General features: G+C 65.5%; 16 protein-coding genes. 6 read left to right on the plus strand and 10 right to left on the minus strand.

What is annotated here, in order from left to right:
• Positions 1-30 precede the first annotated feature (30 nt).
• From HHL08_RS16205 to HHL08_RS16235, 7 genes are read right to left on the minus strand one after another with little or no spacing between them, the layout of a single operon-like run.
• On the minus strand, positions 31-1236 hold the full coding sequence (locus HHL08_RS16205) for a class I SAM-dependent RNA methyltransferase (protein ID WP_169574105.1): 1206 nt from the start codon (positions 1234-1236) through the stop codon (positions 31-33).
• On the minus strand, positions 1233-2597 hold the full coding sequence (locus tag HHL08_RS16210; RefSeq protein ID WP_169574106.1) for an NAD(P)H-hydrate dehydratase: 1365 nt from the start codon (positions 2595-2597) through the stop codon (positions 1233-1235). The genes HHL08_RS16205 and HHL08_RS16210 overlap by 4 nt, the downstream gene beginning before the upstream one ends.
• The gene (locus HHL08_RS16215; RefSeq protein ID WP_169574107.1) at positions 2594-2971 is read right to left on the minus strand and encodes a hypothetical protein; all 378 of its coding nucleotides are present in this window, start codon (positions 2969-2971) and stop codon (positions 2594-2596) included. Before HHL08_RS16215 ends, HHL08_RS16210 begins: the two co-directional genes overlap by 4 nt.
• Complete coding sequence (locus HHL08_RS16220; RefSeq protein ID WP_169574108.1) at positions 2968-3684, minus strand: N-formylglutamate amidohydrolase; 717 nt, start codon at positions 3682-3684, stop codon at positions 2968-2970. The genes HHL08_RS16215 and HHL08_RS16220 overlap by 4 nt, the downstream gene beginning before the upstream one ends.
• Positions 3681-4574 (minus strand): 4-(cytidine 5'-diphospho)-2-C-methyl-D-erythritol kinase, encoded by an 894-nt coding sequence (locus tag HHL08_RS16225; RefSeq protein ID WP_169574109.1) that lies wholly within the window; start codon positions 4572-4574, stop codon positions 3681-3683. Before HHL08_RS16225 ends, HHL08_RS16220 begins: the two co-directional genes overlap by 4 nt.
• A complete protein-coding gene (locus HHL08_RS16230; RefSeq protein WP_169574110.1) occupies positions 4561-6207 on the minus strand; it encodes a tetratricopeptide repeat protein in 1647 nt (548 codons plus the stop codon). The genes HHL08_RS16225 and HHL08_RS16230 overlap by 14 nt, the downstream gene beginning before the upstream one ends.
• 19 nt (positions 6208-6226) lie before the next feature.
• Positions 6227-7879, minus strand: coding sequence for an electron transfer flavoprotein-ubiquinone oxidoreductase (locus HHL08_RS16235; protein WP_169574111.1), 1653 nt, complete (start codon positions 7877-7879; stop codon positions 6227-6229).
• Between the two features lie 132 nt (positions 7880-8011).
• Here HHL08_RS16235 and HHL08_RS16240 point away from each other — a divergent pair, with 132 nt between their 5' ends.
• The 4 genes from HHL08_RS16240 to HHL08_RS16255 all read left to right on the plus strand — a co-directional run bounded on the left by HHL08_RS16240 (position 8012) and on the right by HHL08_RS16255 (position 12216).
• Positions 8012-8722: a uracil-DNA glycosylase family protein gene (locus HHL08_RS16240; RefSeq protein ID WP_169574160.1), complete on the plus strand. Its 711-nt coding sequence runs from the start codon at positions 8012-8014 to the stop codon at positions 8720-8722.
• A complete protein-coding gene (locus HHL08_RS16245) occupies positions 8719-10509 on the plus strand; it encodes a lytic transglycosylase domain-containing protein (RefSeq protein WP_169574112.1) in 1791 nt (596 codons plus the stop codon). Before HHL08_RS16240 ends, HHL08_RS16245 begins: the two co-directional genes overlap by 4 nt.
• On the plus strand, positions 10509-11036 hold the full coding sequence (gene moaB / locus HHL08_RS16250) for a molybdenum cofactor biosynthesis protein B (RefSeq protein WP_169574113.1): 528 nt from the start codon (positions 10509-10511) through the stop codon (positions 11034-11036). The genes HHL08_RS16245 and moaB overlap by 1 nt, the downstream gene beginning before the upstream one ends.
• 112 nt (positions 11037-11148) lie before the next feature.
• A complete protein-coding gene (locus tag HHL08_RS16255) occupies positions 11149-12216 on the plus strand; it encodes a PA0069 family radical SAM protein (protein ID WP_169574114.1) in 1068 nt (355 codons plus the stop codon).
• A gap of 178 nt (positions 12217-12394) precedes the next feature.
• Here the strand turns inward: HHL08_RS16255 and dnaE are convergent, their stop codons facing one another.
• On the minus strand, positions 12395-15934 hold the full coding sequence (gene dnaE / locus HHL08_RS16260; RefSeq protein WP_169574115.1) for a DNA polymerase III subunit alpha: 3540 nt from the start codon (positions 15932-15934) through the stop codon (positions 12395-12397).
• A gap of 124 nt (positions 15935-16058) precedes the next feature.
• Here dnaE and HHL08_RS16265 point away from each other — a divergent pair, with 124 nt between their 5' ends.
• Positions 16059-17867 carry a diguanylate cyclase gene (locus HHL08_RS16265; protein WP_169574116.1) on the plus strand — a complete coding sequence of 603 codons (1809 nt, stop codon included), beginning with the start codon at positions 16059-16061 and terminating at the stop codon, positions 17865-17867.
• Here HHL08_RS16265 and HHL08_RS16270 read toward each other — a convergent pair.
• On the minus strand, positions 17864-18541 hold the full coding sequence (locus HHL08_RS16270) for an ABC transporter ATP-binding protein (RefSeq protein WP_169574117.1): 678 nt from the start codon (positions 18539-18541) through the stop codon (positions 17864-17866). The genes HHL08_RS16265 and HHL08_RS16270 overlap by 4 nt on opposite strands.
• Positions 18534-19784 (minus strand): lipoprotein-releasing ABC transporter permease subunit, encoded by a 1251-nt coding sequence (locus HHL08_RS16275; RefSeq protein ID WP_169574118.1) that lies wholly within the window; start codon positions 19782-19784, stop codon positions 18534-18536. Before HHL08_RS16275 ends, HHL08_RS16270 begins: the two co-directional genes overlap by 8 nt.
• A 533-nt stretch (positions 19785-20317) precedes the next feature.
• Between HHL08_RS16275 and HHL08_RS16280 the strand changes: the two genes are divergently transcribed.
• Complete coding sequence (locus tag HHL08_RS16280; RefSeq protein WP_206377922.1) at positions 20318-20791, plus strand: Hsp20 family protein; 474 nt, start codon at positions 20318-20320, stop codon at positions 20789-20791.
• Positions 20792-20834 lie beyond the last annotated feature (43 nt).

Raw genomic sequence — 20834 nt, forward strand, 5'->3', positions numbered from 1 at the left:
CGCCGCTCCTCCCCCTGCGGCGAGGGTTTTTTATCTGCGGAAGATGCCGACCATCTCGACATGGGTAGTCCAGCGGAACTGACCCACCGGCTTCACACTATCCAGCCGATAGCCCGCCGCCGTCAGATGCGCCCCATCCCGCGCGAAACTCGCCGGATTGCAGGACACATAGGCGATGACCGGCACGCTTGATGCCGCCAGTTGCAACACCTGCTCCCGCGCGCCCGCCCTCGGCGGATCGAGGATCACCGCGGCAAAGCGATTAAGCTCTTCCGGCGTCAGCGGTCGCCGGAACAGGTCGCGATGATCCGCCGCCAGCCGCCGCTGCGCCCGCCCGGCCGCCAGCTTCAGCGCCAGTATCGCATCGCGCGCGCCCTCACCGGCATAGACCGGCCGCCCGTCGCCCAGCGCCAGCGCGAACGTGCCAAGGCCCGCGAAGAGATCAGCGATCGCCCCCGTCTCCGGCAGCGCATCGCGCACCGCCCCGACCAGCGCGGCCTCGCCATCGGGCGTCGCCTGCAAAAAGGCGAAGGGCGGAAAACCAACCGGCACGCCGCCAAAACTCACCGTCGCCGCCTCCGGCTCCCAGCGCGTCTGCGCGCCGTCGCCCTCATCGATGGTCAACCGCGCCAGGCCATGCGCCCGCGCAAAGTCGCCCAGCGCCTCGTCCGCTGCGAAGCCTTCGACCTTCACGCCTTCCAGCAGCAAATCGACGCCCTGGTCGATCAGCGACATCTTCACATGCGCCGCCCGCTTGTCGGGCAGAATCGTCGCCAAAAGCCCCCGCAGCGGCGACACCAGCGCAAACAGCTGCGGATCGAGCACCGCGCACATCTCCAGGTCGATCAGCCGGTGGCTGCCCTCCTCGGCAAAGCCGATGGTGACGCGCTTGCCCGCCCGCGCGGCCCGCAAAGCCGCCCGCCGCCGCGTCATCGGCGGGGAGATGTGCGGCGGCAGCACGGTGCCGGGCACCACACCCTGCCCCGCCAGCGCGCCGATCGCCCGCCCGGTTACGAACTCAGCGTAGCTTACCTCGTCCAGTTGCTGGATCTGGCACCCACCACAGGCTGGAAAATGGATGCAGGCTGGATCGACATGATGCGGCCCGGCGATGATCGCGCCGCCGGGGCCGATCCGGTCGCCCGGCGCGGTCAGCGGGAAATGGCGGCCGTCGGCCGTGATGCCGTCGCCCTTGGCGGCGATGCGGATGATGGTGTCTAGGTCGGTGTCTGTCACAATCGCGCGGCGATAGCCGCTGGCAGGCTCTCAAGCAAATCATCCGCGACAAAGGCCGCCCCGGCCCGCCGCGCCGCTTCGCCATGCAGCCACACCGCCTCGCACGCCGCCCGGAACGGATCGCCCGTCACCGCCAGCCGCCCGGCGCAAAGCCCGGCCAGCACGTCTCCGGTCCCGGCGGTCGATAGCCAGGGCGACGCGCCCGACGCCACCGCCGCCCGCCCGTCCGGCGCCGCGATCACGCTATCCGCCCCCTTGTAGACCACGACCGCGCCCGATCTGCGCGCCGCCGCCAGCGCGCGATCGATCTTGCTGCCGGGCAAGTCGCCGAACAGCCGCTGGAACTCGCCCTCATGCGGCGTCACGATAGCGGGTGAAGGCAAATCACCCCATCCCTTTTCCGCAAGCAACCACAGGGCACCGGCATCGGCGACCATCGGAACGCCTGCCTTGGCGGCGGCGGCCAGCCTCTCCCAAGCTGCATGGTCACGGCCAAGTCCGGGGCCGACCAGAACCGCCTTGGCGCGACCGAAATCCAAAGAAGCGTGTTGCACGATCGCATGGCTCATGCGCGGAACCGGTCCATGGGCGAGCAATCTGACATAGCCCGCCCCCGATCGCGCCGCCGCTTCGGCTGACAGGCAACTGGCCCCTATCATGTCGCCGGCAACCACAGCGACGAGCCCTCGCGTATATTTATGCGCCTGCGCAACCGGCGCAGGTAGCACAGGCGCGCTCAACCGATGCACTGTAGCGGGTGTCGCGATGCCGATATCCGCCAGCACTAGTCGTCCCATATGCCCCGCCGCAGGTTGCAGCACATGGGCGGGTTTATAAGCCCCCAATGCAATGCAGGTGCCGAAAAGCGGCACGGCGGACAGTATCGCACCGCTGTCGGTCTCGATCCCGCTGGGCAGGTCGATCGCATGGCTAATCGCCGCCGCCCCGGCCAGCGCGCACAGCCGCGCCGCCACCGCGTCATCCAGCCCGCGCGTCAAACCAGTGCCGAACAGCGCATCGACCAGTTGCGTCGCCGGCGCAGCGCGCATCACATTCTCGACCGGCCCGCCCCATGCCGCCCGCGCCCGCTGGCCCGACACGGTGCAGCTCTCGCCCAGGGCCGCCACCCGCACCGGCACGCCCCGGTCGCGCAACAGCCGGGCGATCACATAGCCGTCGCCGCCATTATTGCCTGGCCCGCACAGCACAAGCGCGTCCCGCTTATGCCCGGCCCGCCAGATGATCGCCGCCGCCGCCGCGCCAGCCGTCTCCATCAACCCATATTCGTCGATCCCCGCATCGAAAGCCGCCTGCTCCGCCGCGCGCATCTGCGCCGCCGTCAGGACCGGCCCGCCGGTCATCGCCCGGAACCGGCCATCCGCGCCGGCAGCCGATAGCGATCGTCGCCTGCGACCACCTCAATCCGCTTGTCGTCCAATATGCTGAGCTTCGCCGCCTCCGCGCCATCGGCAGCCGCCAGCCCGCGCCCGTCCGCCAACACGCGAAAGCGCCGGAATCCTCCATCGGGGTGCCGCAGCGTCAGCATCTCGCCTACGCGCTCGACCAGGCAGTCGCGCGCCCACTCGCCCGACCCTGCCAGCGCACAATCCGCCTTGCCGTCATCGACCGGCGCAGCATCCGCCACAGCGGTAGAGTTATCGTGCGAAGATGCCGCCTCGCCACCACAACCCGCCAGCAGCATCAAAGCCGCCACCCCCATTCCGCCACGTATCATGCCAATCGGCTCCTGCATGCCAGCACCACCGGCCCCAATATCGCTGCGAACCGCGCCTGTCCGGCGGCATCGCCAACCAGATCCTGCCGCATCTCCACGCCCAGATAGGGGATGCCATTGGCTTCGGCATGGCGGTTCATCGTCGCATTCAGCACTGTCCCGGCATAGGGTAATTGGTCGCCGACCCTCAGCCCCGCGGCCTCCAGCAGCGGAATGGCGATCCGCGCCGCGCGATCGTCCTGATTATACAGCACCCCGATATCCCACGGCCGCTGCTGCCCCGGATCGCTCGCCAATTGCGGCGTGAAACTATGGACCGACAGGATGAAAGGAGACGTCATGCGCTCCAGCAACGTCGCCACCCGATGATGATAGGGATGGTGAAAGCGCATCATACGCGCGCCTAAATCCGCATCGCGATTGCCAGGGATCGCATGGCCATCGCTCATCACAGGCAGCAGGCCCGGCGCGTCCTCCTCACGGTTCAGGTCGATCACCAGCCGCGACACGCCGCCCAATATCGCGGTCGCGCCCAGTTGCGCGGCCAGCAGCCCGCTAACCTCCGCCACGCCGATGTCGATCGCGATATGATTGCCCAGCAGCGCCGGGTCGATGCCAAGGTCGATATCCTCCGGCACATGCGCGGACGCATGATCGCCCACGATCAGCAGGTCCAGTCCGCCGCCCTCAATCTGTGTATAGGCTTCGCTCATGCGCGCCTGATCCGCGTTTCCATCACCCACCAATCGGGCTGCGCCTGCCGCACCGCCTGCGCCGCTGCCGCCAGGGCGCGGTCGCTACGAAACAACGCGAAACAGGTCGCGCCCGATCCCGACATGCGCGCCAGCAGCACATCCTCCTGCGCCGCCAGCATCGCCAGCACATCGCCAATCACCGGCGCGATCGCCAGCGCGGGTGCCTCCAGATCGTTTCGCCCGCTGTCTCTCAGCGCTGCAAGGCTGGAGCCATCCAGCGGCCCAAGATCGACCCGGTCCCACCCGGCGAATATCCGCGCCGTCGATACGCCGACGCCCGGATTGACCAGCAGCATCGGGCATGCGTCCAGCCCCTCGACCGCATGGCGCGCCAGCCTTTCGCCGCGCCCCCCGACCATCTGCGTCGCGCTAACCACACAGGCCGGCACGTCCGACCCCAGGTCCAGCGCCAGCGCCATCAACTCCCCGTCGTCGATCCGCACATCCCACAGCCGCGCCAGCAAGCGCAGCGTCGCCGCCGCATCCGCCGATCCGCCGCCAATGCCGGACGCAACCGGCAGGTTTTTGGTCAGCCGGATCGCCGCCCCGCGCTGCTCACCAAGATAAGCCTGCAACGCCCGCGCCGCCCGCAACACCAGATTGTCCGTGCCCGCGTCCAGCGTCGCCCCGAACGGCCCGTCGATCGTCAGGTCGATCGCGCCATCGTCGCTCGCCCATCCCTGCAATCGATCGCCATCTTCGGCAAAGACAAACAGGCTCTCCAGCGCATGATAGCCATCGTCCCGTCGCGCCCGAACATGCAGCGCGACATTGACCTTGGCGTAGGCAATCTCGGTTACAGGCGTCATCAACGCCTCACCATCCAGCCCGGTGTCAGGGTGCGGCATATTCGGGCCTCATCCCCATTGTACGTTTCGCCGCCAGCCGCGTGGCGACATCGCCCTCGGCAAAGACCGATGCAGCCGCCCAGGCGTAGCGCGCCTCATAGCGCCGCCCCGCAACCCACAGCGCATCGCCCAGATGCTCGTTGATCGTGCTGTCGGTCGGTGCCGCCGCCGCCGCACGCTCCAATACCGGCACCGCCGCATCGACATCGCCCGTCACGAACTGCGCCCAGCCCAGCGAATCGGTGATCGACGCATCCTGCGGCTTCAATGCGCTCGCCTTCTTCAGCAATTCCAGCGCCGCTGCGACATTCTGCCGCCGCTCGATCTGCGCATAGCCCAGATAATTGAGGATCACCGGTTCATTGGGCGCGATTTTCGCCGCCCGCTCCAGCACCGCACGCGCCTCGTCCCATCTTTTGCCCTGTTCCAGCGCGCTGCCCTCGAACAGCAGTAGCGTCCAAGGCAGTTGATCGTCCGCATAGCCCGCCTGCGCCGCCCGGAACGCCGCCGCCGCGCCATCAAAATCGTCGCGTTGCGCCAGCAAACGCCCCAGCCGCACCTGCCGCTCCGCCTCCGCGCCCGGCTCCGCCGCCTGCGTGCGGGCCAGCGCCAGCGCGCCATCCATGTCGCCCGCAGCCGCCAGCGCGTCGATCAGTTCGGCCTGCGCGAGTGCGCCATACCAGCCATTGGCCGGCACCTCGCCCGCTTCGGCGACGCCGCCCGCCGCATGGCCCTGCGCCGTCAGCAATCGGGCCGCGACGATATGGATTTCCGGGCCAGTGGGATCGGCGAACGTGGCGATCCGCGCCAGCCGAAGCCCCAGCGTCGAACTGCCGGAATCCGACGACACATCGACCGCCAGCCGCGCCAGCAACCGCGCAAAGCCCTGCGCCGGCGTCGTCGCAGCCCCGGCCGCTTTCAGCCCCTTACCCTTTTCAATGTCGGCGCGCGCCTGCGCGAAACTGGCGCTGCCCACCGGCAACAGGGTCAAGGCTTCCGTCTTCGCGCCGCGCGCCGCAAATTGCCCGGCAAAGGCCAGCCGCAACGCCGCGCCATCGCCGCTGCGCACCGCCAGCGCCCGCCGCGCCGCGGGTGCCGCCGTCGTCAGGTCCCCCCGCGCCAGCGCCTGCAACGCCGCATGTTCGTCGGCATAGCGCAGTCCCAGCGCTGCGAAACGATCCTTGCCGTCGATCACCGGCGGCGCATATTGCCCCTCGCCCAGCGAAATCCAACTGCGGATGATGGGCGTCAGAAAGGCGAAATTGCCTTCCTCCAACATCCGGTCGGTCAATGTCCGCGCATCGGCCCAATCCCTGGCCGCCAACGCCTCCCCGATCAACAGCAGCGTGCCGTCGCGCGGCAGCGATCCCGCCCCGTCCAGTAATGCCGCCGACTGCCGCGCCAGCAGCCGGTCCCCGCTCTCCAACGCCTGCACATAGGATCGCCGGGCAATCTCGATCCGCGCCGGGTCTTGCTTCAACGCCTCGCGATAGCTGGCCACCGCCAGCCCCAGCGCACCGTCCCCATCCGCCATCCGCGCCCGCGCATAGGCGTGGAGCGCGCCATTTCTAACCATGGCGGGATCGACCGACGCCCCCGCCATGGTCGGAACCACCGCCGGGGTCGTCAACATCAATAACAGGGTCAGGCGCTTACATGTTCGGATAATTCGGTCCTCCGCCGCCTTCGGGTACGACCCAGTTGATATTCTGGGTCGGGTCCTTGATGTCGCACGTCTTGCAGTGGACGCAATTTTGCGCATTGATCTGGAACCGGGGATTGCCCTCTTCCTGACCGACCACTTCATACACGCCCGCCGGACAGTAACGCTGCGCCGGCTCGTCATAAAGGGGAAGGTTGTAGCTGATCGGGATCGCCGGATCTTTCAGCTGCAAATGGACCGGCTGGTCCTCCTCATGATTGGTGTTCGACAGGAATACCGACGACAGCCGGTCGAAACTCACCACGCCATCGGGCTTGGGATAAGCGATCTTCGCGCAGGCGTCCTTGGGCCAGATCTTCTCATTGTCGGCCTTGTGCTTCATCGTGAAGGGCAGGCCGATCTTGAGCGTCCGCATCCACATGTCGATGCCCGCCAGCAGCGTGCCGATCGTGCCGCCGAACTTGGACAACAGCGGTTCCGCATTCTTCACCAGCTTCAGTTCGTCCGCAATCCAGCTCGACCGCAGGCGCAGCTCATAATCGTCCAGCACGTCGCGCGCACGTTCATTCTGGATCGCCTCGAACGCCGCCTCGGCCGCCAGCATGCCCGACTTCATCGCCGTATGCGTGCCCTTGATCCGCGGCACGTTCACAAAGCCCGCCGAACAACCGATCAGCGCGCCGCCGGGGAAGACCAGCTTCGGAATCGACTGCCAGCCGCCCTCATTGATCGCCCGCGCGCCATAGGACACGCGGCGCCCGCCTTCGAGGAATTTGCGGATCTCGGGGTGCTGCTTCCAGCGCTGGAACTCCTCGAACGGATAGAGATGCGGGTTGCGATAGCCCAGCCCCACGACGAAGCCCAAAGCCACCTGCCCATTGGCCTGATGATAGAGGAAGCCGCCGCCATAGGAATCGGTCAGCGGCCAACCTTGCGAGTGGATCACCAGCCCCGGCTGATGCATCGCGGGATCGATGTCCCACAATTCCTTCATGCCCAGGCCATAGACCTGCGGCTCACTGTCCGCATCCAGCGCGAACTGGCGCTTCAAAATCTTGGTCAGGTGGCCGCGCGCGCCTTCGGCAAAGAAGGTATATTTGGCGTGCAGCTCCAGGCCGGGCTGATAATCGCCCTTATGATTCCCCTCGCGGTCGACGCCCATGTCGCCGGTCGCCACGCCCTTCACGCTGCCATCCTCATTATAGAGGATTTCGGCCGCCGCGAAGCCGGGGAAGATTTCCACGCCCAGCGCCTCGGCCTGTTCACCCAGCCAGCGGCACAAATTGCCCAGCGACCCGGTATAGGTGCCCTTATTGTGCATCCAGCCCGGCGTCATGATGTGCGGCATGGCGACCTTGCCGGTCTTGGTCAGGAACCAATGCTGGTTGTCCGTCACCGGCACGTCGGCAAGGCTACAGCCCTGCGTCCGCCAATCGGGCAACAATTCGTCCAGCGCCTTGGGATCGATCACCGCGCCCGACAGGATATGGGCGCCGATTTCGGACCCTTTTTCCAGCACGCAAACCGCCAGTTCCTGACCCGTATCATTCGCCAATTGCTTCAACCGGATGGCCGCCGACAGACCGGCCGGCCCGCCGCCGACGATCACGATGTCATAGGGCATCGATTCCCGTTCGCTCATTCATCCCTCCATTGGGGCGATCGGCGGGCTGCACCCCGTCCTCTCCAATCGCCGCATTAGTCCAACACTTTACCATCCAAGGCGATGAAGCACCTTGACCCCCTCGTCAACCTCTGGCCCTAACTGTTCGTGATGCGGGGATTATTGCAGGATGATGCGGCGACCGCCGACGCCTATCTGGCGTGGTGGCAGCTTGCAGGCGTGGATAGCGCCATAGGCGAATCGCCGGTGAACTGGCTGCGCCCGGTCGCCGCGCGCCCCGTCACCATGACAGCGGCCGTGGTGGAGAAACCGCAAACCCTCGAATCGTTCCTTGCCTGGCTTGCCCATGATCCCGCCCAGCCCGAACGACGCTGGGCTGGCACACCCATCGCGCCGACCGGCCCGGCGCAGGCGACGCTGATGGTCGTCACCGACCTGCCCGATCCTGCCGATATGAGCGAAGGTCGCCTGCTGGCCGATCGCGCCGGATTGCTCTTCGACGCGATGCTGCGGGCCATCGGCCTCGACCGTGACGCCATCCACCTCGCCTCGCTCTTCACGGCTCGCCCGCCCGGCGGCATGGTGGAAGCGTCCGACCTCGCCCATGCGGCCGATCGCATGCGCACCCATGTCGCGCTGGCCCAACCACGCCGGCTGCTCCTGCTGGGTGACCGGACGATCCGTGCGCTGATGCCGACGGACGGAGCATCACCGGCGAATAGTTTACGCCAATTTAATCATGATGGCGGCATTGTGCCCGCTATCGCCACATTCCACCCCCGGCTGCTGCTGACCCAGCCTGCGGCCAAGGCGGAATGCTGGCGCACCCTGCAAAGCCTGATCGAGGAAACCCGTCCGTGATTCGCGCAGCGACCCAAATGTCCCGCCTCGCCCTGATCGCCATGGGCCTCGCCGCCGCGCTTCCCGCCCAGGCCGACACCGCACCCGTCCTGCCGACCCTCGCCACCGAAACCTCCCCGCTGCAACTGAGCGACGGCGACAAGGCCCGCTACCGTGCGCTGTTCGCCGCGATCCAGGCACAGCAATGGAACGATGCCAAGGCGATGATCGCCGCGCTGGACCCGCAGGATGCCGTCCGCCCGCTCGCGCTCTCCGAAATCTACCTGGCGAAGGGATCGCCGCGGGTCGAACTGTTCGACCTGCTGGACCTCGTCAACAAGGCCGCCTGGCTGCCCAAGGCGGATCAACTGTCCCGCCTGGCGCAAAGGCGCGGCGCAACCATCCTGCCGACCCTGCCGCAAATTCAGAAGATGGTCTGGCTCGGCGCCGCCCCCCGCCGCCAATATGTCGCCGCGACCAAGACCGATGCGCTGGCCCAGGCGCTCGCCGGCCAGATCCAGACCTATGTGAAGAATGACGATCCGATCGGCGCGGAAGGACTGCTCGCCACTGGCGAAGCGGGCCTGACGTCCGAAGGGCTGACTGAGGTGCGCCAGCGCGTCGCCTGGGCCTATTATATCGAAAATGACGATGTGAACGCCCGCCGCATGGCCACGCGCGCGCTCGAAACCCGCACCGGCGGCGATTGGATGGTGCAGGCGCACTGGACCAATGGCCTCGCCTCCTGGCGTCAAAATGACTGCCGCACCGCCGCCCCCGCCTTCGCCAATGTCGCCGCGCTCGCGGGCGACGCCGACATGCGCGCCGCCGGCGCCTATTGGGCCTCGCGCGCTTATATGGTCTGCGGCGAAGCGGAGAAGGTAGCCGCCTATCTGAAGCAAGCGGCCCGCTCTGACGAAACCTTCTACGGCCTGCTCGCCCGCGAATCGCTCGGTATGCCGATGCAGGTCGCGGCCCTGGTCAGCCGTTTCAGCGACATGGACTGGCGCGTGCTGAAGGACAGTCCCAACGTCCGCGCCGCCATTGCCCTCTCGGCGATCGGCGACAATGGCCGTGCTGACGAAATCCTGCGCTATCAGGCCAAGATCGGCGGCCCTGCACAATATGATGCGATCCTGCGGCTTGCCGGCGCGCTCAGCCTGCCCGCGACTCAGTTGTGGCTTGCCCATAATGGCCCGGCGGGCAAGCAGCCGGCCAGCTTCGCTCGCTTCCCCGCGCCGAACTGGCGGCCCGATGGCGGCTGGCGAGTCGATCCTTCCCTGATCTTTGCCCATACGCTACAGGAATCGGGCTTCCGCTCCGACGTCGTCAGCAGCGCGGGCGCGCGCGGCCTGATGCAGGTCATGCCCGGCACCGGCGGCGACATGGGACTGGCATCGGCATCGCAACTGTTCGTGCCGTCGACCAACATGGAATATGGCCAGCGCTATCTGGAAACCCTGCGTGACATGAGCGCGACCGGCGGCCTGCTGCCCAAGGTCATGGCCGCTTACAATGCTGGTCCGCTACCCGTCAGCCGCTGGAACACGCAGGTCCATGACAAGGGCGATCCGCTGCTCTTCATGGAATCGCTGCCCTATTATGAAACCCGCGCCTATGTGAACATCGTGATGCGCAATTACTGGATGTACCAAATCCAGGCGAAGGGCAGCGCCGAGTGCCTCACAGGCATGGCGCAGGGTATGTGGCCGACCTTCCCCAATGCCAAGGGCGTGAAGCTGGTGCGTATCAGCAAGGCGGACGGACGCGCTCTTTCTACAGCCTCTATGGGCGGCGGTTCCGACTGATGCCGATCGATGAGGGCCGGGCCTTCATTCCCGTTCGGATCGCCGTCCTCACCGTCTCCGACACGCGCGGCCTCGCCGAGGACCGCTCCGGCGACGCCTTGATCGAACGGCTGGAGGGTGCGGGGCATATCCTCGCCGACCGTTACATCGAGCGCGACGACCGGTCTGCCATCGTCGCCCGCCTCCACGCCTGGATCGACGATCCGCAGGTCGACGTTATCCTGACCACCGGTGGCACGGGCGTCACCGGCCGCGACGTCACGCCCGAAGCGCTCGCCCAGGTGCAGGACAAGGAAATCCCCGGTTTCGGCGAACTGTTCCGCTGGCTCAGCTACCAAAGCATCGGCACGTCCACCATCCAGTCCCGCGCCACCGCATGCGTCGCGCGCGGCACCTATATCTTCGCGCTCCCCGGCTCGACCGGCGCGGTGAAGGACGCCTGGGATGGCATCCTGGTCACCCAGCTCGACAGCCGCTTTCGCCCCTGTAACTTCGTCGAATTGATGCCGCGCCTGACCGAGCGATAAGATTGGGCATGAATTTAATTAGTTAGCTAATTAATGAAAATGAGCAATATGATTCTATTGTCGCACTTGTTGTCTCATTTGACATTTTGTTCCCTTCATGTTCTCATGCTCTATGGCGATCGAGAAAGGCAGAGGCGCAACGCTGAACGGCGACAGCCACCGTTTCAACCTGCCCCAGCGGGAGGCTGACGGCGACTGGCTCGATGCGGTCGAGCATCTGGACGGCCCCGTCCCCCGCCGCCGCACACAGGTCACAATCGAACATCCCCGCACCATCCTGACCCGCAACGCCAGCCCCGACATCGGCTTTTCCCAATCGATCAACGCCTATCGCGGTTGCGAACATGGCTGCATCTATTGTTTCGCGCGCCCGTCCCACGCCTATCACGACCTCTCGCCCGGCCTCGATTTCGAAACCAAGCTGTTCGCCAAGCCCGACGCCGCGAAACTGCTCCGCGCCGAATTGTCGAAGCGTAGCTATGTCGTCGCGCCGATCGCCATGGGCACCAATACCGACCCCTATCAGCCGATCGAAAAGGATTGGCGGATCACGCGGGACATATTGGAACTGCTGGTTGAAACCCGGCACCCGACCTTCATCACCACCAAGTCCGACCGCATCCTGCGCGACATCGACCTGCTCGCAGATCTGGCCCGCGACGGCCTGGTGGCGGTCATGCTCTCCGTCACCAGCCTGGACCCCGCCATCGCCCGCACCCTGGAACCCCGCGCGCCGCATCCGCTGCGCCGGATCGAGGCGATCCGCCAGCTATCGGCGGCCGGCATCCCCGTCACCGCCAGCATCTCACCGGTCATCCCGGCCATCACCGACCATGAGATCGAGGCCTTGGTCGCCCGCGTCGCACAGGCCGGCGCACGCGAGGTGACATTCATCCCCGTCCGCCTGCCGCACGAAGTCGCCCCTCTGTTCCGCGCCTGGCTCGACACCCACTATCCCGACCGCGCGGCCAAGGTGATGGCGATCATCAACGACCTGCGCGGCGGCCGCGACAACGACCCCGATTTCGGCACTCGGATGCGCGGTCAGGGCGTCTGGGCCGACCTCCTCCGCACCCGCTTCGTCAAAGCCCGCAAGCGCGCAGGCCTTGGCGCGGAACGGCTGACGCTGCGCACCGACCTCTTCCGCCCGCCGGAAGGCGCGCAGATGCGGTTATTTTAGGGCTCGTTCTTTTCGTCACCCCAGCGAAGGCTGGGGTCTCGTGCGGAGGCACGCGACCGTCGAACCTGCACTTCCAAAACCTATCGCGCCATCGCCTGAGACCCCAGCCTTCGCTGGGGTGACGGTCATCGGGCCTTCGCCTTCCGTAGGCCTGCCCGCCACCCGCCATCGAAAAATATCACCCCACCAACCGCATCGCCGTCCGCCGCGTCCGCGTCTTATACCCGTCCGCCTTCACGTCCATCCGCTCGAAGCTATGGATGCTCAGCCCCTTGATCGTAGAGATCGCGTCCACCTGATCCGCGCCCAAACTATATTGATCGCCCAGGAACAGCCGCGCCGCCTGCCCGGCGCTCACCGGCGCACGCAGGAACACCTCGCTCCGCCCGCCACTCGCCCCGGCCAGCAACGTCGCCAGCGCCTCGACCGCCTGCGGCGTCTCGACGTCGACCGTCAATTCCATGCGCGACGCGCTGGCGATCGCCCGGAACGGCTCGACCCCGCGCACCGTCACGCGCGGCGTTTCCTCGCCCGGCAATCGGTCCAGTTCCACCACCAGCAGCGCGCAATCGCCGTCCGCCGCCAGTTCCTCGATCGCCTTGCAAGCGCCCTCATCGAAACAGCTCGCCTGAAACTGGCCGCTCTGGTCGGAGAAGGTGGCGTTGGCATAGCGCGCCCCGCGCTTGGTTTCGCGCCAGCGCACATCCTCGACCATCGCCGCCATGATCGTCATCGCGCGCCCGTCCGCATTGGGCGCGGGCATCGGCGCCTGACACACCGCGCCATAGCTGCGCGCGCCCCGCGCTTCGGCCAAATGCTTGTAGCGGTCGACCGGATGGGCCGAGAAATAAAAGCCGAAAGCCTCCTTCTCCTGCGCCATGCGGTCCGCCACGGTCCAGGCCTGATGCGGCGGCACACGGACATCGGCGTGCGGCGTTTCGACATCACCAAACAGGCCACCCTGCCCGCTTTCACGCGCCGCCGCGTTGCTTGACGCGACCGATAATATGGTTTCCGCTGCCGCATGAACCCCCGCGCGATCGGTATATATGCCATCGAACGCACCCGCCGCCGCCAGGCTTTCCAACTGCCGCCGGTTCAGCAACCGCGGCTCGATCCGGTCGGCGAAATCGTCCAGCGACTTGAACGGCCCCGCCGCCTCGCGCTCGGCGACCAGCTGCTCCATCGCCTTCTCGCCCACGCCTTTCAGCCCGCCCAGCGCATAGCGCACGGCAAAGCCCAGCCGCTTGTCCTCACCCTCACAGGGCACGGCCTCGACCGTGAAGTCCGCCTGGCTGCGGTTGAGATCGGGCGCCAGGCATGTCAGCCCCATGCGCCGCATATCGTCCACGAACACGGTCAGCTTCTCGGTCAGATGAATGTCGAACGCCATCGACCCGGCGTAAAATTCTGCCGGATAATGCGCCTTCAACCAGGCCGTCTGATAGGCGAGCAGCGCATAGGCCGCGGCGTGCGACTTGTTGAAGCCATAGCCCGCAAACTTATCGATCAAATCGAACAGCTCATTTGCCTTGGCCGGCTTGATGTCGCTCGCGGCGCAGCCCTCCACGAAGCGGGATCGCTGGGCGTCCATCTCCGCCTTCACCTTCTTGCCCATCGCGCGGCGCAGCAGGTCCGCGTCGCCCAGGCTGTAGCCGGCCAGGATCTGCGCGGCCTGCATCACCTGTTCCTGATAGACGAAGATGCCATAGGTTTCTTCGAGGATCGGTTTCAGCAATATATGCGGATATTCAATTTCTTCCTGGCCGTTCTTGCGCCGACCGAACATCGGAATATTGTCCATCGGGCCGGGGCGATAGAGCGAGACAAGCGCAATGATATCGCCGAAATTGGTCGGCCGCACTGCCGCCAGCGTCTTGCGCATCCCTTCGGATTCCAGCTGGAACACCCCGACCGTGTCGCCGCGCTGGAGCAGGTCATAAACCGCCTGATCATCCCACGCCAACGTATCGAGATCGACGGTCACGCCCCGCGCCGCCAGCAACTGCACCGCTTTTTGCAGCACCGACAGGGTTTTCAACCCCAGGAAGTCGAACTTCACCAGCCCCGCGCCCTCGACATATTTCATGTCGAACTGCGTCACCGGCATGTCCGATCGCGGATCGCGATACAGCGGCACCAGCTGCTGCAACGGCCGGTCGCCGATCACCACGCCCGCCGCATGGGTCGAACTGTGGCGCGGAAAGCCCTCCAGCTTCATGGCATAGTCGATCAGGCGACGAACCTGCTTGTCATTGTCATATTCCGCCCGGAACTCGGCTACCCCGTTCAGCGATCGCTCCAGCGTCCACGGATCGGTCGGATGGTTCGGCACCAGCTTGGCCAGCCGGTCGACCTGGCCATAGCTCATCTGGAGCACCCGCCCGGTGTCCTTCAACACCGCGCGCGCCTTTAGCTTACCGAAGGTGATGATCTGCGCCACATGGTCGGCGCCATATTTCTGCTGCACGTACCGGATCACCTCGCCGCGCCGGGTTTCGCAGAAATCGATGTCGAAGTCGGGCATCGACACGCGTTCCGGGTTCAGGAAGCGTTCGAACAGCAGACCCAGTTGCAACGGGTCCAGGTCGGTAATCAGCAGCGCCCAGGCGACGACCGACCCCGCGCCGGAACCACGACCCGGCCCCACCGGAATGTCATGATCCTTCGCCCATTTGATGAAGTCGGCGACGATCAGGAAATAGCCCGGAAAACCCATCTGGATGATGATGTCCGTCTCGAACTTCAGGCGCTCGATATAGGGTTGGCGTACTTCATCCGCGATGATGCCCAGCTTCGCCAGACGCGCGTCCAGTCCAGCGCTCGCCAAATCGCGCAGCATCGTCGCCTCGCCCTCGATATCGCCGGCCAGGCTGGGCAGGATCGGCTTGCGCTTGGGCGCGGCCACGGCGCAGCGCTGCGCGACCACCAGCGTATTGGCCAGCGCTTCGGGCAGATCCTCGAACAGGCGCTTCATCTCGCCCGCCGGCTTCATCCAGGCATCGGGCGAACTCGTGCGCCGGTCGGGCATGTCGACATAGGCGCTGTCGGCGATGCACAGCATCACATCATGCGCTTCATGGAAATGCGGCTCGGTGAAACAGGTGGGATTGGTCGCCACCAGCGGCAGGTTGCGATCATAGGCCAGGTCGAGCAGATGCGGCTCCGCCTTGCCCTCAACCGGGTCGAGCCGGCGGCAAATCTCGACATAGAGCCGATCGGGAAACAGCGCCTCCAGCCGCTTGACATAGGCGATGGCTGCGTCGGGCTGATCCTCCGCGAACAGCCGCGCCAATGCGCCCTCTCCCCCCGCCGTCAGCGCGATGACGCCATCGGTCCGCCCGGCCAGCGCCTCCATCGTCACATGCGGCACTTCCTCGACCGGCCGATCCAGATGCGCCATCGATACCAGCGCGCAGATATTGTCATATCCTGCGGCGTCCTGCGCATAGAGCGCCAGCCAGTCATGCATCGGCGCATTGGCGGGCCGCCCCGGCCGCAACACGCCCAGCATCGCGCCGATGATCGGCTGCACGCCCTCATCCTTGCACCCGTCGGAAAAGGCCATCGATCCATATAGCCCATTGCGATCGGTGATCGCCGCGGCCGGAAAGCCCAGAGCCTTGGCCTGCTTAGCGATCTTCTTGGGATCGATCGCCCCTTCCAGCATGGTGTAGGAGGAAAAGACGCGCAGCGGTACAAAGGGAGCATGGGGCATGCCGACCAATCTAGGGGCGATGGCTGATTCGTCCCACCCCTTCGACGACGAAATCTGTGGGTAAGCCACAACGACCCAATGCTTAACAGATTACCAACCTGTCGCCGCTATCGCTGCTGCTATCATGCGTCTCTCCACGATCACCAACTGGGCTTATGGGGCCACCGTCGCCCTCACCCTCTTTTCCGGCGTCACCATGCTGATGGCGTCGAGCGCCGAGGAGCGTGAGCGCGCCGCGGTCGCGCAACGCGCGACCTTCGACCAGGCGACCGCCACGCTGGAGGAGGATGTCTATCGCCTGACCGAACAGGCCCGCGGCTTCGTCATCAGCGGCGATCCCAGCCATCTGATCGCCTATCGCCGCGAAAAGGAAGCGCTGCGTTCGGTCGAACAGCGGATCGCCCATCTGCGCGATGTCGGCGCCAGCGAAGCCGAACTGACCGCCCTGCGCCAGGCGATGCACTGGGCCGACGCCCTGACGGATGAGCAGGAAACCGCGATCCGGGCCGCGCAGGCCAGCGACGCCGGGACCGCCCGCACCATCTTGTTCGGCGACGAATATGGCCGGGAACTGGACCGTGTCGCGGCGCAAGTCGGCAAGTTCCAATATATGCTCGACCAGCGCACCGATCATGCGGTGACACGGGCGACCGACACCGCCCGGCAATGGCGCACCATGTCCGAAATCATGCTGGGCATGACCGCCCTGCTGTTCCTGTGCGTTCTTTATTTCGTGTTGAAACAGCGTATCCTGCGACCAGTGGTGCGGCTCAGCGACGTCGTCACCCGCCTCGCCGCGCAGGATTATGACGCCATCCCGCCCGATACCGCCCATGTCGATGAAATCGGCGACATGGCGCAGGCGATCCGTATCTTCCGCGAAAACGGGTTGGAGCGGCAACGGCTGGAGAAGGAACGCGACGCCGACCGCATGATGCGCGACCTGATCTCGCGCCTGACGCAACGGCTCCAGGGCTGCGACAATGTCAGCGACCTGGTCGACGTCGTGCGCCGCTTCGCCCCCGAAATCGCGCCTGATTTTCCGGGCCGGCTCTACATCCACGACAATCGACGCAACGCCATGACCCAGGCCTGCGGCTGGCTCTCCCCCGTTTATTCGCGCGGCGAATTTCCACCCTCGGCCTGCTGGGCGCTACGCCGCGGCCAGACCCACCGGCCGATCGGCGAGATGGTCGACATACCGTGTGAGCATCTGGGCGTGACGGATAGCGTCAGCACCATCTGCATCCCGCTTGCCGCGCAGGGGGAAAGCATCGGCATGCTCTATTATGAGGAACCGACGAACAGCAGCGCCGATCACCGGGAACGGACCGGCCAATATCTGGAGATGCTGGCGGAAAATATCGGCCTGGCGCTCGCTAATCTGCGCCTGCGCGATGCGCTGCGGGAAATGGCGATGGCCGATGCGCTGACCGGCCTGCCCAACCGGCGCCAGTTCGACGCCATGCTCCAGACCTTGGTGCAGGACGCCGATCGCCACGGCACGCCGCTGGCTTGCCTGATGGTCGATATCGACCATTTCAAGCGGTTCAACGACAGCTATGGCCATGATGCGGGCGACGCCGTGCTGCGCGCGGTGGGCAATGTGCTGGGCGACTCGCTGCGCGAACATGGCCACGCCTTCCGTTTGGGCGGCGAGGAGTTCGTTATCCTGATGCCGGGCTTCACCCTCGATCAGGCGTTGGGCCGCGCGATGCAGATCCAGCGGCGCATTCAGGATTTGCGCCTGGGCCATAATGGCAAGGAACTGGGACCGATCACAGCCTCCTTCGGCCTGTCCGCCTTCCCCGATCATGGGCGGCCCGACCGGCTGCTTCAAACCGCCGACGCCGCCTTACTACGCGCCAAGTCGGAAGGCCGGGACCGCATCCTGGTGGCGACCGTGCGGGATGGGGCGTCCGCGGCGGCTTAAGCGCCCTGCAACACGCCCTCGTGCAGCCGAACGACGCGGTCCATCTTCTGCGCCAGCCGCTCATTATGCGTCGCCACCAGCGCGGCGGAACCTTCCCCCCGCACCAGCCGCAAAAACTCCGACAGCACGACGTCCGCCGTGCGCTCGTCCAGATTGCCGGTCGGCTCGTCCGCCAGCACCAGCGCGGGCCGGTTGGCGAGCGCGCGGGCGACGGCGACGCGCTGTTGCTCGCCACCCGACAACTGGCTGGGCCGATGGTCGAGCCGATGGCCCAGGCCCAGCGCTGTCAGCAGCGATTCCGCCCGCGCCTTCGCGCTCGCCATCTCCACGTCGCGGATCACCTGCGGCAGGATGACATTCTCGGTCGCGTTGAAATCGGGCAGCAGATGGTGGAACTGATAGACGAAGCCCAGCGCATCGCGGCGCAACCGGGTGCGACCGTCATTGTCCAGCTTCGCCGCTTCCTCGCCGTCGATACGGATCGACCCGTCGAACCCGCCCTCCAGCAGGCCGACCGCCTGCAACAGCGTCGACTTCCCCGAACCGGACGGCCCCAGCAGCGCGACGATCTCGCCCGGCCCGACGGTCAGGTCGATGCCGCGCAGCACATCGATGGTGACCCCGCCCTGGGTGAAGCTGCGGGCAAGGCCCGTGACCTTCAGGATATCATTCATAACGCAGCACCTGGACAGGATCGGTATTGGCGGCCTTGAAGGCCGGATAGAGCGTGGCGAGGAAGCTGAAGACCAGCGCCATGATGCAGATCACGGTGATCTCCACCGGATCGGGCTGGGAGGGCAGTTCTGTCAGGAATCGGATCGAGGGGTCCCACAGATTCTGCCCCGTCACGAACTGGATCGCATTGACCAGGCTCTGGCGGAAGAAGAGGAAGGTGAAGCCCAGCACCATGCCCGCCACCATGCCCAGCGTGCCGATGGTGACGCCCACCGTCATGAAAATCTTGACCAGCCCCACCCGGCTCGCCCCCATCGTCCGCAAGATCGCGATGTCGCGCGTCTTTGCCCGCACCAGCATGATGAGCGATGACAGGATGTTGAAGACCGCCACCAGCACGATGATGGACAGCACGACGAACATCGCCACCCGTTCCACCGCCAGCGCTTCGAACAGCGATGCGTTCATCTGCCGCCAGTCGGTGATGGCCGCGCGACCGGCGACCTTGCCCGCCAGCGGCTCCAATATCTGTCCCACCTTGTCGGGATCAACCGTCTCGACCTCGATCATGCTGACGACGTCGCCCAGCAGCAACAGCGTCTGGGCGTCCTCCACCGGCATGACCACCATGGCCTTGTCATAATCATAGATGCCGACTTCGAAGATCGCCGACACCTGATAGGCGACCTGCCGCGGCACCGTGCCGAACGGCGTCGATCGCCCCGCCGGATTGATGATGGTCAGGCTGTCGCCCAGCTGGATGCCCAGATTTTCGGCCAGCCGCGACCCGATGCCGATCTTGCCCGCATTGGCAACCAGATTGTCCAGGCTACCGGCCAGAACCTTGCCCTTGAGCGTTTTATTGGCGCGAATGTCGGGCACGGTCATGCCCCGCACCAGCACGGCCTCCACCCGGCCATTGAACGTCGCGAGCAGCGGCTGTTCGATCATCGGCGTGGCGCTGGTGACGCCGGGCGTCGCTCTCGCCTGCTTCAGCACGGACTGCCAGTCGGGCAGCCGCCCGCCATAGCCCTGCACTACGGCATGGCCGTTCAAACCGACGATCTTTTCGAACAGTTCGGCGCGAAAGCCGTTCATCACGCTCATCACGATGATGAGCGCGGCGACACCCAGCATGACGGCGGCCAGGCTGATGCCGGCGACGAGGAAGATGAACCCCTCCCCCTTGCCCGGCAACAGGTAGCGCTTGGCGATCATGCGTTCGTAACGGGATAGAATCATGTGGCGCGAACGGCCCCTTGCAGGATGGTCTGCCTGACGCTCTAGGCATGGAGGCCTATAACGGCAAGCATTGCCCGATTGTTGCATCGTGGCAACAGCGACGAACGGAAAATAGCACGGCCCAGATTTTGGCCGTGACTCGGCTCCGCGTCGGTCATAGCAAGACAATCGAAGCACAGGTAAAAGGCCGTGGTTCAGGGATACTGCATCCCGCTTCGAGCTTAGGGGGCTGAGAAGCGGTTGAGGCAGGCCAAGGGGGAGACGAGCAATCGTCCATTAAACACCCGGATCGTGAAAACACGATCCGGGTGTTTTTTATTGCCCCTTCTTTACGGCATGATGACGGTGCGGGCGATGGGACAAAGCGTCCACCCCCTGCCTTTTGCAACTGCGGGTCGGGTCGCGCCACCCTCTTGAAACCCCGGATGATCAAACCATATCCGGCCTGTGCAGTCGCCTACATGGGACGGCACATCATAGCGCCGGACGCCTGATTCAGGGTTCGGTCCGTTCATTTTGCTCTTTGGGAGATTATGACAATGCGTGCTTTTGACCTTACCCCCTATCGCCGCTCCACCGTGGGTTTCGATCGTCTGTTCGACCTGATCGAAAACAACGCCCGGCTGGCGCAGGGTGACAATTATCCGCCCTTCAACATCGAACGCCTGTCGGAGGATCGCTATCGCGTGACCCTGGCCGTCGCTGGCTTCCGCCCGGAAGAGATCGACATCACCGCCCAGCAGAACCTGCTCCAGGTGATCGGTCGCAAGGATGAAGCCCCGTCGGCGGACCGCTCCAAATTCCTGCATGTCGGCATCGCCAACCGCAGCTTCGAGCGCCGCTTCGAACTCGCCGATTTCGTTCGGGTCGAAAAGGCTGACCTGGCCGACGGCCTGCTGATCGTCGAACTGGTCCGCGAAGTGCCCGAAGCGATGAAGCCCAAGAAGATCGCCGTCAATGGCGGCCAGTTGGTCGACATCAGCATCAAGGATCGCAACGCCGCCTGATCCCGGCATCGATGCGAAAATGAAGGGCGCGTGCCATAAGGCC

The organism is Sphingobium psychrophilum, assembly GCF_012927105.1.
Lineage (GTDB): Bacteria > Pseudomonadota > Alphaproteobacteria > Sphingomonadales > Sphingomonadaceae > Sphingobium > Sphingobium psychrophilum.

What these genes read in the sequence shown, in the direction of transcription:
- HHL08_RS16265 (WP_169574116.1), top strand. Translation starts at nt 16,059, where the DNA reads ATGCGTCTCTCCACGATCACCAACTGGGCTTATGGGGCCACCGTCGCC.
- dnaE (WP_169574115.1), bottom strand. Translation starts at nt 15,934, where the DNA reads ATGCCCCATGCTCCCTTTGTACCGCTGCGCGTCTTTTCCTCCTACACC.
- HHL08_RS16275 (WP_169574118.1), bottom strand. Translation starts at nt 19,784, where the DNA reads ATGATTCTATCCCGTTACGAACGCATGATCGCCAAGCGCTACCTGTTG.
- moaB (WP_169574113.1), top strand. Translation starts at nt 10,509, where the DNA reads ATGCCGATCGATGAGGGCCGGGCCTTCATTCCCGTTCGGATCGCCGTC.
- HHL08_RS16230 (WP_169574110.1), bottom strand. Translation starts at nt 6,207, where the DNA reads ATGTTGACGACCCCGGCGGTGGTTCCGACCATGGCGGGGGCGTCGGTC.
- HHL08_RS16240 (WP_169574160.1), top strand. Translation starts at nt 8,012, where the DNA reads ATGCGGGGATTATTGCAGGATGATGCGGCGACCGCCGACGCCTATCTG.
- HHL08_RS16225 (WP_169574109.1), bottom strand. Translation starts at nt 4,574, where the DNA reads ATGCCGCACCCTGACACCGGGCTGGATGGTGAGGCGTTGATGACGCCT.
- HHL08_RS16255 (WP_169574114.1), top strand. Translation starts at nt 11,149, where the DNA reads ATGGCGATCGAGAAAGGCAGAGGCGCAACGCTGAACGGCGACAGCCAC.
- HHL08_RS16220 (WP_169574108.1), bottom strand. Translation starts at nt 3,684, where the DNA reads ATGAGCGAAGCCTATACACAGATTGAGGGCGGCGGACTGGACCTGCTG.
- HHL08_RS16235 (WP_169574111.1), bottom strand. Translation starts at nt 7,879, where the DNA reads ATGAGCGAACGGGAATCGATGCCCTATGACATCGTGATCGTCGGCGGC.
- HHL08_RS16210 (WP_169574106.1), bottom strand. Translation starts at nt 2,597, where the DNA reads ATGACCGGCGGGCCGGTCCTGACGGCGGCGCAGATGCGCGCGGCGGAG.
- HHL08_RS16270 (WP_169574117.1), bottom strand. Translation starts at nt 18,541, where the DNA reads ATGAATGATATCCTGAAGGTCACGGGCCTTGCCCGCAGCTTCACCCAG.
- HHL08_RS16215 (WP_169574107.1), bottom strand. Translation starts at nt 2,971, where the DNA reads ATGATACGTGGCGGAATGGGGGTGGCGGCTTTGATGCTGCTGGCGGGT.
- HHL08_RS16280 (WP_206377922.1), top strand. Translation starts at nt 20,318, where the DNA reads ATGACAATGCGTGCTTTTGACCTTACCCCCTATCGCCGCTCCACCGTG.